The organism is Streptomyces niphimycinicus (assembly GCF_018883605.1).
In the GTDB taxonomy this organism is placed as follows: domain Bacteria; phylum Actinomycetota; class Actinomycetes; order Streptomycetales; family Streptomycetaceae; genus Streptomyces; species Streptomyces niphimycinicus.
Genome location: NZ_JAHLEM010000128.1, coordinates 1 through 13780, shown reverse-complemented (window position 1 = coordinate 13780; position 13780 = coordinate 1). Strand labels below are relative to the sequence as shown.

Here is a 13780-nt window from a genome sequence, read left to right as displayed (position 1 = left end):
CGATCTCCACGATCTCGATGAGCTTGGTCGGGTTGGAGTCGAGGTCGACCATGTTGCCGGCCTCCTTGGCGGCCGACGTACCGGTGTTCATCGCCACCCCGACGTCCGCCTGGGCCAGCGCCGGGGCGTCGTTGGTGCCGTCGCCGGTCATCGCGACCAGCTTGCCGCCCGCCTGCTCCCGCTTGATCAGGGCCATCTTGTCCTCGGGAGTGGCCTCGGCGAGGAAGTCGTCGACGCCCGCCTCCTCGGCGATGGCCTTGGCCGTCAGCGGGTTGTCACCCGTGATCATGACGGTCTTGATGCCCATGCGGCGCAGCTCGTCGAACCGCTCCCGCATACCCTCCTTGACCACGTCCTTGAGGTGGATGACGCCCAGCACCCGCGCCCCGTCGGCGTCCTGGACCGCCACCAGCAGCGGGGTGCCGCCGGCCTCGGAGATCCGGTGGGCGATCCGGTCCGCGTCCTCGGCGACCGTGCCGCCGCGCTCCTGGACCCAGGCGATGAGCGAACCGGCCGCGCCCTTGCGGATCTTCCGCTCGCCGACGTCCACACCCGACATCCGGGTCTGCGCGGTGAACTCGATCCACTCGGCGCCCACCAGTTCGCCCTGGTGGCGCTCGCGCAGCCCGTACTTCTCCTTCGCCAGGACGACGATGGACCGGCCCTCGGGGGTCTCGTCGGCCAGCGAGGAGAGCTGGGCGGCGTCGGCGACCTCGGCCTCGGTGGTGCCGCGCACCGGCGCGAACTCGGCCGCCTGCCGGTTGCCCAGGGTGATCGTGCCGGTCTTGTCCAGCAGCAGCGTGGAGACATCACCGGCGGCCTCGACCGCCCGGCCCGACATCGCCAGCACGTTCCGCTGCACCAGCCGGTCCATGCCCGCGATGCCGATCGCGGAGAGCAGCGCGCCGATCGTCGTCGGGATCAGACAGACCAGCAGCGCCACCAGCACCACCATCGTCAGATGCGTGCCCGCGTAATCGGCGAACGGCGGCAGTGTGACGCAGGCGAGCAGGAACACGATCGTCAGCGAGGCGAGCAGGATGTTCAGCGCGATCTCGTTCGGCGTCTTCTGCCGGGCGGCGCCCTCCACCAGGTTGATCATCCGGTCGATGAAGGTCTCGCCCGGCCTGGTGGTGATCCTGATGACGATGCGGTCGGACAGCACCTTGGTGCCACCGGTCACGGCCGAACGGTCGCCGCCGGACTCGCGGATGACCGGCGCCGACTCGCCGGTGATCGCCGACTCGTCGACCGAGGCGACGCCCTCGACCACATCGCCGTCGCCGGGGATGACATCGCCGGCCTCGCAGACCACCAGGTCACCGATCTTCAGCTCGGTGCCGGGGATCCGCTCCTCGGCCGTGCCGTCCGCCGCCAGCCGCCGGGCCACCGTATCGGTTTTGGCCTTGCGCAGGGTGTCGGCCTGCGCCTTGCCACGGCCCTCGGCGACCGCCTCCGCCAGATTGGCGAAGATCACGGTCAGCCACAGCCAGACGCTGATCGCCCAGCCGAACCAGTCGCCCGGGTCTTTGACCGAGAACACCGTGGTCAGCACGGATCCGACCAGCACGACGAACATCACGGGCGACTTCACCATCACCCGCGGGTCCAGCTTGCGGAAGGCGTCCGGCAGCGACTTCAGCAACTGTCCGGGATCGAAGAGGCCCGCGCCGACACGGTCCTCGGCCGGGCCGTGCCCGGTGGGCACGCCGCCTCGCGGCGCCCTGGTCGGAGTGGCAGTGGACATGGAGTCCTCGTGGTTTTCTGTGCGGGTGGTCATCACGCCAGCCCCTCGGCCAGCGGCCCCAGCGCCAGCGCGGGGAAGTACGTCAGACCGGTGATGATCAGGATCGCGCCCACCAGCAACCCTGTGAACAGCGGCTTCTCGGTGCGCAGTGTGCCCGCGGTGGCCGGCACCGGCTTCTGCTCGGCGAGCGAGCCCGCCAGCGCCAGGACGAAGACCATGGGCACGAAGCGGCCGAGCAGCATCGCGAGACCGGTCGTGGTGTTGAACCAGTCGGTGTTCGCGTTCAGGCCCGCGAAGGCGGAGCCGTTGTTGTTCGAGGCGGACGTGAACGCGTACAGCACCTCGGAGAAGCCGTGCGCACCGGAGTTGAGCATCGAGTGCGGCGGCGTCCGCAGGGCCATGGAGGCGGAGGTGAAGATCAGGACCAGCGCCGGGGTGACCAGGATGTAGCAGGCCGCCAGCTTCATCTCGCGGGCACCGATCTTCTTGCCCAGATACTCGGGCGTACGGCCGACCATCAGCCCGGCGATGAACACCGCGATGATCGCCATGATCAGCATGCCGTAGAGGCCGGATCCGGTACCACCGGGCGCGATCTCGCCCAGCATCATGCCGAGCATGGTGATGCCGCCGCCCAGGCCCGTGAAGGAGGAGTGGAAGGAGTCCACCGCCCCGGTCGAGGTGAGCGTGGTCGACACCGCGAAGAGCGCCGAGCCGCCGACCCCGAAGCGGGCCTCCTTGCCCTCCATCGCGCCACCGGCGGCCTGAAGAGCCGGGCCGTGGTGGGCGAACTCGGTCCACATCATCAGGGTGACGAAGCCGACCCAGATGGTGACCATGGTCGCCAGGATCGCGTAACCCTGCTTGACCGAGCCGACCATGATGCCGAAGGTGCGGGTCAGCGCCAGCGGGATGACCAGGATCAGGAAGATCTCGAAGAGGTTGGTGAACGGAGTCGGGTTCTCGAACGGGTGGGCGCTGTTGGCGTTGAAGTAACCGCCGCCGTTGGTGCCCAGCTCCTTGATGGCCTCCTGCGAGGCCACGGCCCCGCCGTTCCACTGCTGCGAGCCGCCCATGAACTGGCCCACCTCATGGATGCCCGAGAAGTTCTGGAGGGCACCGCAGGCGACCAGCACCAGGGCGGCGATCGCCGCGACCGGCACCAGGACGCGGACCGTGCCGCGCACCAGATCGGCCCAGAAGTTGCCGAGCTCACCGGTGCGCGAGCGCGCGAAGCCGCGTACCAGCGCGACGGCCACCGCGATACCGACAGCCGCGGAGACGAAGTTCTGTACGGCGAGACCGGCGGTCTGTACGACGTGGCCCATGGTCTGCTCGCCGGAGTACGACTGCCAGTTGGTGTTGGTGACGAAGGACGCGGCGGTGTTGAACGCCTGCGCCGGCTCGATCGAGGAGAACCCGAGCGAACCGGGCAGGCTGCCCTGGAGCCGCTGGAGCAGATACAGGAAGAGCACACCGGCCGCCGAGAAGGCCAGCACCCCGCGCAGATACGAGGCCCAGCGCATCTCGGTGTCGGGGTTGGCCCCGATGCCCTTGTAGATCCACTTCTCCACACGCCAGTGCTTCTCGGAGGAGAAGACCTTGGCCATGTAGTTGCCGAGGGGGACGTAGGCGAGCGCCAGCGCCCCGATGAGGGCGAGCAACTGGAGCACGCCCGCCAGTACGGGACCTATGCCTCCCGCCGCGGTAGTAGCCGATGTCACCGTCAGAACCTCTCCGGGAAGATCAGGGCGAGGACGAGGTAGCCCAGCAGGGCGACGGCGACGACGAGGCCGACGACGTTTTCGACGGTCACAGCTTCGTCACCCCTTTGGCGACAAAGGCCACCAGCGCGAACACCGCGAGCGTGGTGACGACGAAGGCCACATCGGCCATCGCGAACTCCTGGAAAGAGGTCGGGGGAATCCGCGAGTGGCGGATCGGACGGGTATCGATAGAAGAAAACCCCGCCCGTGGCCGGATCCAAGCGTCGTTGACGGGTCCCATACGCCGATCCGCACCCCCTTGACGCGACCCTTACGGGCGCTGGGGCGAAGGATGCGGGTGTTCGCCCGGCCCGTGCCCAGGTCTCCGCGCGTGCGTCGAGGACTCGGCCATGATCACTTCATGACACGACGCCAGATCTCGACGGTGGTCGCGGTCGCCTCGGCGAGATCATTCCCGGGCGAAGCGGCCGCGCGGTAGAAGGTCCGCTCCGTCATCCAGCACAGTGCGCGGGCCAGCGCGGCGGTCCCGCCGGGGCCGTCCTCATCGGGGATTCCCGCCCGCCTCAGCACCTGCGTCATGGCCTGGGCGAAGGCGTCGACCGTGTCGTTCCAGGCGGATCCGACCACCGGATGCAGCGCGGCGTAGTCCACGGCCGCCCGCATGACGGTGCCGTGCTCACGCCAGACCCGCTCCACCCCGTGGACGGCCCGTTCCATGACCTCGACGGGCGGGGACGCCGCGTCCCGCGCCGTGCTGTCGGCCTCGGCCCGGACGCTGCGCATGGTGCGCTCGACCAGAGCGGCGAGAACCTCGTGCTTGTTGCCGAAGTAGAAGTAGAGGGAGCCACGGGAGATCCCGGCGCCCTTGGCGATCGCCTCGACCGTCAGCTCCTCGAGGCTCGTGTGCTCGAGCAGCGCTTCGGCGGCGTCCAGGAGGGCCTGCTCGCGCAGGTCTCCCTTCCTCGGGGCGGCACTGCGCCTTCCCACTGCGGTCTCCCCTGATCGACTCTCCCGAGCACTGTACTTCCGCCGGACGCGGGCCAACGGCATGGCCGTTGTCCGGCCGGGGAGCCACGCGCTCGCCACGGCCCTCAGCGGCCGTGGCGTGGCCCGGTGATCAGCCGGTGAGCTGTGCTCCGTCGGGGAAGTCGGTGGTCCGCGACAGCGTCTCCCAGGTGCGGATGTCGTCGTCCACCGCCTGCCGGGCCGCCGTGACCAGGCGCAGCGCGTCCGAGCCCAGCACCAGATGGGCGGGGGGCTCGGGGACGTCGAGGATATGCAGCACCGCTTCGGCGGCGCTCCGCGGATTGCCGAGCTGGTTGCCACTGGCCTTGACCCGCGCCTCGCGGATCGGTGTGAACAACGCGTCGTAGTCGGCGATGGCACGTTCGGCACGGGTCATCGACCGCCCGGCCCAGTCCGTACGGAACGAACCGGGCTCGATGGCGGTGACGTGGATGCCGAACGCGGCGACCTCCTTACGGATGCTCTCGAGCATGCCCTCCAGCGCGAACTTGCTCCCGCAGTAGGCCGACATACCGGGCACCGCCATCAGCCCGCCCATGGACGTCACCGCCATCAAGTGGCCCGCGCGCCGCTTGCGCATATGGGGGAGGGCGGCCTGGAGAGTCGCCGCGGCGCCGAAGACGTTGGTCGCGAACTGCGCCCGGACCGCCGACAGCGGTGTCTCCTCGAAGATCCCCTCCAGACCGTAGCCCGCGTTGGCGATGGCCACATCGAGTGGCCCGACAGTCGACTCGGCCTCGTCCACCACGGTGCGTACGGCCTCGTCATCGGTGACATCCAGCAGACGCGCATGGGCCCGTCCCGGCGCCAGGGCCTCGAACGCCGCCATATCGGCCTCCCGGCGGACGGTGCCGACCACCGTGTGCCCCGACGCGAGGGCCCCCTCGGCGAAGGCCCGACCCAGCCCGCTGCTCACACCGGTGATCAGGAAGGTCTTCATATCCACTCACATCCTTCGGCCGCGGCGGTCGCGCCGCGGGTACGCTCCGGTCTCTCTCACCTGAAAATCTACACCGCGTCGATTTTTTTCGCCATGACGCAGAAAAGACGGCTGCGAGCGCGGGCCGGGCCGAGAACCGGGCCGTGTTCGCTACCGCAGGGATTCACCGGCCTCGGCTCTCAGCACATTCAGCAGAGCCAGCGCCTGGGCGCCAGGGGATCCGGGTGAACGGCATCACCCCGGCGGCACCGTCACGGAGATGATCGACGCGTGGGAGGCGACGTCCCCGGGCGCGTTACCGCGGCGACCCCACTCGGCCGCATGGCCGAGCCCCGTGAGGTGGCCGAGGTGGCCGCATGGCTGCTCAGCGACCGTGCCTCGATGGTGACCGGCGCGATCGTGCCGGTCGACGGGGGAGCGGGCGCCTGAGCTGCCATCCGCTACGAACGGAAGATCGGCACCCGGCAGGTCCTGGCCGACACCTTCGGCGTCAGCCTGGGAATCCGGGCATGCCGGCGATCACTTCGGCAAGGCCGTGCGCGCGGGAACCGGGCCGCGATGAGCTTGTCGTGACCACCATGCGGTTCGCACTCGGGTCAGGGGCCAAGGAGTGCGCGAGCCTGCACGGCCAGCCAGAGCTCGGCGATATCGCGTGTATCGGTCACGTTGTGTCCGGTGATCGCCTCGACCTTGCGGATCCGGTACAGGACGGTCTGCCGGTGCACATGGAGTACATCGGCGGTCTTCTGCCAGGAGCGCTGGTTGTCGAGGAATGCCTCGAGTGTCCGCAACAGCTCCGTCTCGTGCACCCGCTCGTACTCGATGAGCGCGCCTAGCACGCGCGTCACCAGGGCGGCGGCGTCGTCGGTTCCCGTGACGCCCAGCAACGGCGTTGCGTCGCCGTACCGGACGGTGCGCGAGGTGACCGAAGCCGCCGCGCGGACCGCCCAGCCTGCCTCACGCGAGGCTTCCGGGACCCGTTCGACGGTCCGGATCGGGCCACTGATCCCTGCCAGGGCTTCTCCGCCGAGATTCGAGCGGATCAGCGCATGGACCGTGTCGTCTTCGACGCAGAACACGTGGAGCATGCCTGACCGGTGCACCACGAGATGGGGCACTCTGTTGCGCCATAGCACGATGTGGAACTCTCGCAGCTTCGCGAGGGCATCGGAGGTGATCGCGAAGAGGGTCGCCTTGGAGACGTTCAGGCCGAGGGCCTTTAGCTGACGACGTCCGCTGCGCTCGTCGAGCCGCCCCTCCATCAGTTGCGCCAGCAGTTCGGCACCCAGCCGACGACGGTGCTCGATGCTGATCAACGACTGGGACAGCTCCAGAGCGATCACGGTCACCACGTGCTGCATGAGGATGGCGTCGAGCACGTTGCGCCCGTCCGAAACGAGGACGAGGACCGCGCTCGACTGCGTCGGGATGTCCATCAGTCTCATCTCGCGCCCGTCCTCGAGCGGGACTGCGAAGGCCCCCGCTCGCAGGTCCGAGGAATCCGGTGTGGATCGGCGCAGCGCGTCGATGAGTGTGGGGTCCAGGCGCGGGTCTTCCGGGTACCAGGGCTGCGCGGACCCGCGGTGGCAGACGTGGACCTCGCAGTCCAGTTGCTGGGAGAGTGCCCGCGAAAGCGCCGAGGATTCGCGGTGACTTGTCAGCGTCCGCTGCATGGCGTGGTAGATCCGCTCCGTTCGGATCAGCCGATCGGACTCCTCGAGGAGGTTGGCGACCGCAACGGCGCGGGAGATCGCGACGAACGGCATGGGAAAGTGGACTGTCAGGACGCTGAACCCCAACTGCTCACTCGCCTCGGCGAGTTCGTCGGTGAGCGGCGGGCTGTACATCCGCTCCCCGATCGCCAAACCGCTTGCGCCGACGTCGGCCAACCGTTCAATGAGGACCCGCTGCCCGGCGCCGTCGGCGGGAAACGACATGCCGTTGGTCATCAAGAGCTCACCCCCGGCGAGCCACCGCCAGGGCTCGGGCAGGTCGGATGTGTGGGTCCACGAGACCTCCCGATCGAGCCCGCCCGTGCCGGAGTGCAGGTGCAGCCGCAGATGTGGCGTCTCCAGCAGGTCCGCGATCGTGATCGTCACAATGCAATGATACCAATTAAGTACAAGGATGCTTGTGCGTCTGCACAATTGGGGGCGCTGACCGAGCCGACCGTCGTGACCGACCGGTTCGTTCAGGCTTGGCCAGGTGCTCGCAAAGCCGCAGGATCGCGATGCACTGTCGGCCTGCCGCGGGCACCCGCTGCCGGTTGGCGTCCGAACGGATGTGAACACCCCCCGGAGCCCCGAGCGCGGCGCTGGACTGTCGGCACGGAGGCCGGACTCCCATTGCAGGGCACCGTTTCGGATATGGCAAGTTGTGCATTCGCTCAAATCGGAGGGTCTCGCTTGTGGCGGATGTAACTGGTGCTGTGGGGGGTGGGTCGAAGCATTCTGGGGGCGGATCATTCGACCCCCTGGTCCGGTAGGCACCGGAGAGTCGACCGGACCGGAGGCGTCCACCGACGTGGGTGCGAACGCGCCCATAGCGGACTGAGCGAGCGGGAGAGTTACTGGTGAACACGCAGCATGGTCACGGGGATGCGGATGTGCTCATTGTGGGGGCCGGCGCCTCCGGTGGGGTGGCGGCCCTGGAGTTGGCCGGCCGCGGGTTTCGTGTGGTCTGCCTGGAGCAGGGCGACTGGGCTCTTCCCGATGACTTCACCGGCGGCAAGCCCGAATGGGAGCTGACCCGCCTCAAGCAGTGGAACCCCAGCCCGAATGCGCGCGGACGGGAGAGCGACTACCCGGTCGACACCAAGGAGAGCCCGATCGAGCCGTTGATGTTCAACGGCGTGGGCGGCAGCACCATCATGTTCTCCGGGCACTGGGTCCGGGCAATGCCCTCCGACTTCCGGGTCCGGACTCTCGACGGGGTCGCGGATGACTGGCCGTTCAGCTACGAGGACCTGCGGCCGTTCTACGACGAGGTCACCCACCACATCGGCGCGTCCGGACTCGACGGCGACCCTGCGTACCCGGACCCGCACACCTTCCCGCTGCCGCCGATGCCGATCGGCAAGTACGGCCTCGCCGCGGCGAAGGGCATGGACAAGCTCGGCTGGCACTGGTGGCCGGCCCCGAACGCCATCGCCTCGCGCAAGTTCAAGAACCGCCCCGCGTGCCTGCGGTACGGCGCCTGCGAGTCGGGCTGCCCGACCGGAGCGAAGGCGAGCACCGACTTCACGCACTGGCGCGACGCGATCGCCGCCGGTGCCGTGCTGGTGACCGGGGCCCGGGTGCGGCAGCTCACGGTCGACAACCGGGGACTGGTGACCGGCGCCGAGTACATCGACCGCGAGGGAGTCGTGCGCCACCAGGCCGCAGGCGTGACCGTGATGGCCGCCAACGGGATCGGCACCCCGCGGCTGTTGCTCAACTCGGCCTCCGCGCAGTTCCCCGACGGTCTGGCAAACTCCTCGGGGCTGGTCGGCAAGCGGCTGATGATACATCCCTACGCCTCGGTGTACGGGACCTACGAGGACGAGCTCGAGACCTGGCTCGGCCCGACCGGGCAGGCACTCCAGTCGATGGAGTTCTACGAGACCGACGCCGGCCGCGGGTTCGTACGCGGGGCGAAATGGAACCTGATGCCGACCGGCGGCCCACTCACCCACACTCTGTGGGAACCGGGCGAGGACTGGCGCGAGGGCTTCGGGCCCGCCTTCCACAACCGGTTGCGCAGCACATTCGGCCGGTACACCGAGTGGGGCATCACCACCGAGGACCTGCCCGAGGACCACAACGAGGTCATCCTCGACCCGGGCGCCACGGACTCCGACGGCATCCCGGTGCCCAAGATTCGCTACACCATCAGCGAGAACACCGAACGCATGCTCAAGTTCAACGTCGACCGGGCGATCGAGGCCCACCAGGCCGCGGGCGCGACCTCGGTGCATCCCATCCCCGTCGTCCGGGAAAGCGGCTGGCACCTCCTGGGCACCGCGCGCATGGGTACCGACCCCGCCACCTCCGTCGTCGACGAGCACGGCCGCGCACACGATGTACCGAACCTTTTCATCATCGACGGGAGCGTCTTCGTCACCTCGACCGGCGTCAACCCGACCGCGACCATCATGGCGGTCGCGCTGCGGGCGATGCGCCATCTCGCCGACAACCGCCACCACCAGACCACCGCCGACTGAGGACTCCGTGATGATCGATCCCGACCAGCGGCGCACCTTCGCCGCACTCGCCGATGTGCTGATTCCCGCATCCGATCCGATGCCCTCGGCCACCGCCGCGGGTGTGCCGGATGCGCTGCTCGACCAGGCCCTCGGCTACCGGCCGGACCTGGCGGAACCGTTCGCCGAGGCGGTTGCCTGGTGCACGGGCAAGGACCCCGAAGCCGCTCTGGACGGACTCTCCGACCAGCGGCCCGAGGAGTTCCAGGCCCTCACTGTGCTGACCGCCGGGGCCTATTTCCTGAGCCCCCAGGTGAAGGCCGCGCTTGCCTACGACGCTCCGCCGCGCACGGCCCGCGACGACGTCGACTCCTACGTCGACATGCTGGCCGACGTCGTCGATCGCGGCTTCGCGACGCGCTGAGCTCGCGGCCTGTGCATCCGCACAACCAGGTCGGCGTTGGTTCTGAGCAGTGAGACCGGTGCGTCCGAGATGGGCGCACCGGGCGTGAACCCAGGAACACGAACGAAGGATTCCAAGATGACCGAGGCGCACACGCAGATCCCGGTGGCACCCCTGGGCGAAGCCCTGGCACCGGCCGGTGGGGAGACCGCGGTGCTGACCCACTTCGTCAACGGTGCCGGCTGGAAGGGCACCGGGACGGAGACACAATTGGTCTTCAACCCCGCGACGGGACAGCCGATCGCACAAGCCCTGCGCGGCACGGCGGCCGATGTCGACGAGGCGGTGGCCGCCGCCAAGGCGGCGTTCCCCGGCTGGCGGCAGCGGACGCCGAAGGACCGAGCCGATGTGCTGCTCAAGGCCGCGGCGGTGCTGGAAGCCAACGCCGAGGAGCTGGCGCACCTGGAGTCGGTCAACGCCGGCAAGCCGATGCCGCTGGCCCGCGAGGATGTCGACGGGACGATCGACACGCTGCGGTTCATGGCTGGTGCGGTCCGGGCGCCGCTGAGTCTGAGCGCTGGGGAGTATGTCGCCGACCGCACATCGATGATCGTGCGGGAGCCGGTCGGCGTGGTGGCCGCGATCACGCCCTGGAACTATCCCCTGCTCACGGCGGCATGGAAGATCGGGCCGATCCTGGCGGCCGGCAACACGTGTGTATTGAAGCCGTCGGAACAGACACCGCTGACCGCCCTGCGCATGGCCGAGCTGCTCGCCGGGGTGTTGCCCGCGGGGGTGCTCAATGTCGTCACCGGTGCCGGATCGGTGGTCGGCGAGGCGCTCGCCACCCACCCCGACGTCGCGTTGGTGTCGGTGACGGGCAGTGTGCGGAGCGGACAGGCGGTGGCCGGTGCGGCCGCCACCTCGCTCAAGCGTGTGCACCTCGAGCTCGGCGGTAAGGCACCGGTCATGGTGTTCGCGGACGCCGACCTGGACGCGGTCGCCGAAGGCATCCGGTTCGCCGGCTTCGGCAACTCGGGCCAGGACTGCGGCGCGGGCTGCCGGATCCTCGTGGAGGAGTCCGTCCGCGACGAGCTGCTGGAGCGTCTCGTGCCCACGGTGGAGTCGCTGGTCGTGGGCGACCCGGCGGCCGGGGACCACATCGAGATGGGGCCGCTGGTCTCGAAGACCCACCGCGACAGCGTGGTCGGCTTCATCGACCGTGCCCTCGCGGCGGGTGCGCGGGCGGCGACCGGCGGGAAGGCCCCGGAAGGCGACGGCTACTTCGTGCTTCCGACGGTGCTGGTGGACATCCCGGACGGTGCCGAGTGCACCCGTGAGGAGATCTTCGGGCCCGTGGTCACCGTGGAAACCTTCACGGATGAGGATGGCGCGGTCGAGGCGGCCAATAGCACTGCCTATGGGCTGGCCGCCTCGGTCTGGACCGAGAACGCCCGCCGCGCCGCCGATCTGCCCGGGAGGCTGGACTTCGGCACGGTGTGGGTCAACGACCACCTGGCATTCGCCACCGAGATGCCGTGGGGCGGGTTCAAGTCCTCCGGCTACGGACGCGACCTGTCGGCGTATGCCCTCGATGACTACTCGCGTACCAAGCACGTGATGTTCAACCGGGCTCGAGGCGCCGACGGCACGGAGCGGTCATGAGCGAGCAACTGGCCGGGCGCCGCGAGTCCGCCTCCAGTATCGAGTCGGCAACGATCCAGCCCATCCCGCTCGACCAGCGGCATGGAACGAACCGGGACATGTTCACCATCTGGTTCGGCACGAACATCATGATCCTTTCCATTGTCACCGGAGGACTCGCCACCACGCTGTACGGCCAACCGGTCTGGTCGGCCGCGCTGGGGATCATCGTCGGGAACCTCGTCGGCGCGATCTTCATGGCGCTGCACTCCGCCCAGGGGCCGCAGCTCGGGGTCCCTCAGATGATCCAGACCAAGGGGCAGTTCGGCTCCTGGGGTGCGCTGCTGATCGTGGTGATCGTGGTGTGCATGTACCTCGGGTTCTTCGTCTCGATCCTGGTCTTCGGAGGACAGTCGCTGGCCTCGGTGATTCCGCATTTGAGCAGCAAGGCCGGCATCGTGCTGCTCGCGGCGGCCAGCATCGCGGCCACGATCTGGGGCTATAGCCTGATCCACGCCTATGCGCGGATCATGACCTATGTCTCGGGCGCCGTCCTGCTCCTGGCGTTCGTCTGGGCGTTCGTCGTCCACCCGGTGCCGCACACCTTCTTCCATACGGGTGGGGCCACCCTGCCCGGGTTCGTGAGCACCGTGTCGGCGGCCGCGGTCTGGCAGATCGCCTACGCACCCTATGTCTCGGACTACTCCCGTTATATGCCGGCCAAGACCGGCTCCAAGCCGGCGTTCTGGATGAGCTACTGGGGTAGCAGCATCGGCTCGATCCTGCCCATGTTCCTGGGCGCGGGCATCGGGCTGCTCCTGCCCGGCACGGACACCATCGCTGCCTTGACCAAGGCAACCGCCGGGATCAGTCTGGTGGTCGTGGCCGTGTTCAGCATCGGGGTCGCCGCGACGAACGCGATGAACCTGTACTGCGGCACCCTGTGCACGATCACGATCGTGCAGACCTTCTGGCCGCGCTTCACAGCTCGCAGCCGCGAGCGTGCGGTGGTCGCGACCGGGCTGTGTACGCTCGCGCTCGCCGTAGCCCTCACCGCTGGGAGCGACTTCGTCGCCACGTACAACGGCTTTCTCACCCTGCTGCTCGGCTCCCTGGTGCCGTGGACCGCGGTCAATCTGGTCGACTTCTACCTGGTGCGCCACGGTGACTACGTCGTCGAGGACTTCTACAAGCGCGACGGCGGTAGCTACGGCCGGGTGAACTGGCCCGCAGTGCTCTGCTACCTGGTCGGTGTCGCCGTGCAGATCCCGTTCATGGTCATCGGGACCGCTTACACCGGCCCGATCGCCAAGGCGCTCGGCAACACCGACGTCTCCTTTCTGGCCGGCCTGCTCGTCGTCTCGCCGTTGTACTACTTCACGGTGAAGGCCCTGGCCCGGCCGCGGACGGCCGTGGCTGTCGAGGAGGCGATTCCCGCGCTCGCCCAGCGCGAGACCGGAGCCTGAGCACATCGGTGCGCCGGTTACCTGGCCCGGCTCCCCGTCGCGGCCTGCCCCCAACCTTGATCGGAGTCACCCCTTGAGCGACCACAAGCCGATTGGTGCCGTCGAAGCCACCGTCGTCCCGCGCTTCGCCGGCCCCGGCACCTTCGCCCGGATTCCTTCCATAGATTCCGTGCCCGACTACGACATCGCGGTGCTCGGCGTCCCGTTCGACGGCGGTACGTCGTACCGGCCGGGCGCCCGGTTCGGGCCGATGGGCATCCGGCAGGCGTCCCGACACCTGCGGCCGCGGTTCCATGTCGAGCTCGATACGGCGCCGTTGGAGGCGGTCCAGGTCGTGGACGCCGGTGACGTGCCGTGCACGCCGTACTCCATCGACGATGCGATGGGCCAGATCGAGGGGTTCGCCCGCGAGGTCGTCGGCCGGCGCGGCCGGCGCATAGTGACGCTCGGCGGTGACCACACCGTCGCGCTGCCGATGCTTCGCGCGGCACGGGACGAGCACGGCCCGATCGCTCTGATCCACTTCGACGCCCACCTCGACACATGGGACACCTACTTCAAGGCTCCGATCACCCACGGCACGGTGTTCCGCCGCGCGTTCGAGGAGGGCCTGCTCGTCGAGGACAAGTCGATCCACGTCGGCATCC

The 13780-nt window shown here is 68.8% G+C and carries 12 protein-coding genes and 1 pseudogene; 6 read left to right on the top strand and 7 right to left on the bottom strand.

Annotated elements, in window-relative coordinates; translation table 11 throughout:
• From kdpB to KN815_RS13995, 6 genes are all read right to left on the bottom strand, one after another.
• Nucleotides 1-1780: potassium-transporting ATPase subunit KdpB (gene kdpB, locus KN815_RS14020; RefSeq protein WP_216342231.1), on the bottom strand; the 1780-nt coding region annotated here is incomplete at its 3' end.
• Entirely contained in the window at nucleotides 1780-3441 is a 1662-nt protein-coding gene (gene kdpA / locus KN815_RS14015) for a potassium-transporting ATPase subunit KdpA (protein ID WP_216342235.1), read from the bottom strand. The genes kdpB and kdpA, both read right to left, overlap by 1 nt.
• 32 nt (nucleotides 3442-3473) lie before the next feature.
• Complete coding sequence (gene kdpF, locus KN815_RS14010; RefSeq protein ID WP_037770757.1) at nucleotides 3474-3563, bottom strand: K(+)-transporting ATPase subunit F; 90 nt, start codon at nucleotides 3561-3563, stop codon at nucleotides 3474-3476.
• The gene (locus KN815_RS14005; RefSeq protein ID WP_216342237.1) at nucleotides 3560-3754 is read right to left on the bottom strand and encodes a hypothetical protein; all 195 of its coding nucleotides are present in this window, start codon (nucleotides 3752-3754) and stop codon (nucleotides 3560-3562) included. The genes kdpF and KN815_RS14005 overlap by 4 nt, the downstream gene beginning before the upstream one ends.
• Nucleotides 3755-3867: 113 nt before the next feature.
• A complete protein-coding gene (locus tag KN815_RS14000; protein WP_216342229.1) occupies nucleotides 3868-4461 on the bottom strand; it encodes a TetR/AcrR family transcriptional regulator in 594 nt (197 codons plus the stop codon).
• Nucleotides 4462-4591: 130 nt separating this feature from the next.
• Nucleotides 4592-5440: an oxidoreductase gene (locus KN815_RS13995; protein ID WP_372458347.1), complete on the bottom strand. Its 849-nt coding sequence runs from the start codon at nucleotides 5438-5440 to the stop codon at nucleotides 4592-4594.
• A 218-nt stretch (nucleotides 5441-5658) separates the two neighbouring features.
• On the opposite strand from KN815_RS13995, the pseudogene KN815_RS13990 reads away from it, so the two are divergent.
• A pseudogene (locus tag KN815_RS13990) lies at nucleotides 5659-5869 on the top strand (SDR family oxidoreductase); the annotation flags it as partial.
• Between the two features lie 167 nt (nucleotides 5870-6036).
• Here KN815_RS13990 and KN815_RS13985 read toward each other — a convergent pair.
• Nucleotides 6037-7539: a PucR family transcriptional regulator gene (locus KN815_RS13985; protein WP_216342225.1), complete on the bottom strand. Its 1503-nt coding sequence runs from the start codon at nucleotides 7537-7539 to the stop codon at nucleotides 6037-6039.
• Between the two features lie 473 nt (nucleotides 7540-8012).
• On the opposite strand from KN815_RS13985, the gene KN815_RS13980 reads away from it, so the two are divergent.
• The 5 genes from KN815_RS13980 to KN815_RS13960 all read left to right on the top strand — a co-directional run.
• On the top strand, nucleotides 8013-9641 hold the full coding sequence (locus KN815_RS13980) for a GMC family oxidoreductase (protein WP_253208963.1): 1629 nt from the start codon (nucleotides 8013-8015) through the stop codon (nucleotides 9639-9641).
• 10 nt (nucleotides 9642-9651) lie between these two features.
• Complete coding sequence (locus tag KN815_RS13975; protein ID WP_216342223.1) at nucleotides 9652-10044, top strand: gluconate 2-dehydrogenase subunit 3 family protein; 393 nt, start codon at nucleotides 9652-9654, stop codon at nucleotides 10042-10044.
• Between the two features lie 117 nt (nucleotides 10045-10161).
• Nucleotides 10162-11688 (top strand): aminobutyraldehyde dehydrogenase, encoded by a 1527-nt coding sequence (locus KN815_RS13970; RefSeq protein ID WP_216342221.1) that lies wholly within the window; start codon nucleotides 10162-10164, stop codon nucleotides 11686-11688.
• Entirely contained in the window at nucleotides 11685-13133 is a 1449-nt protein-coding gene (locus KN815_RS13965; protein WP_216342218.1) for a purine-cytosine permease family protein, read from the top strand. Before KN815_RS13970 ends, KN815_RS13965 begins: the two co-directional genes overlap by 4 nt.
• A gap of 73 nt (nucleotides 13134-13206) precedes the next feature.
• Nucleotides 13207-13780 (top strand): arginase family protein (locus KN815_RS13960; RefSeq protein ID WP_216342216.1); only part of this gene is annotated, 574 nt, incomplete at its 3' end.

Excerpts from the sequence above, each read along its gene's own strand:
- KN815_RS14005 (WP_216342237.1), bottom strand. The coding sequence starts at position 3,754 with ATGGGACCCGTCAACGACGCTTGGATCCGGCCACGGGCGGGGTTTTCT.
- KN815_RS13995 (WP_372458347.1), bottom strand. The coding sequence starts at position 5,440 with ATGAAGACCTTCCTGATCACCGGTGTGAGCAGCGGGCTGGGTCGGGCC.
- KN815_RS13975 (WP_216342223.1), top strand. The coding sequence starts at position 9,652 with ATGATCGATCCCGACCAGCGGCGCACCTTCGCCGCACTCGCCGATGTG.
- KN815_RS13970 (WP_216342221.1), top strand. The coding sequence starts at position 10,162 with ATGACCGAGGCGCACACGCAGATCCCGGTGGCACCCCTGGGCGAAGCC.
- KN815_RS13965 (WP_216342218.1), top strand. The coding sequence starts at position 11,685 with ATGAGCGAGCAACTGGCCGGGCGCCGCGAGTCCGCCTCCAGTATCGAG.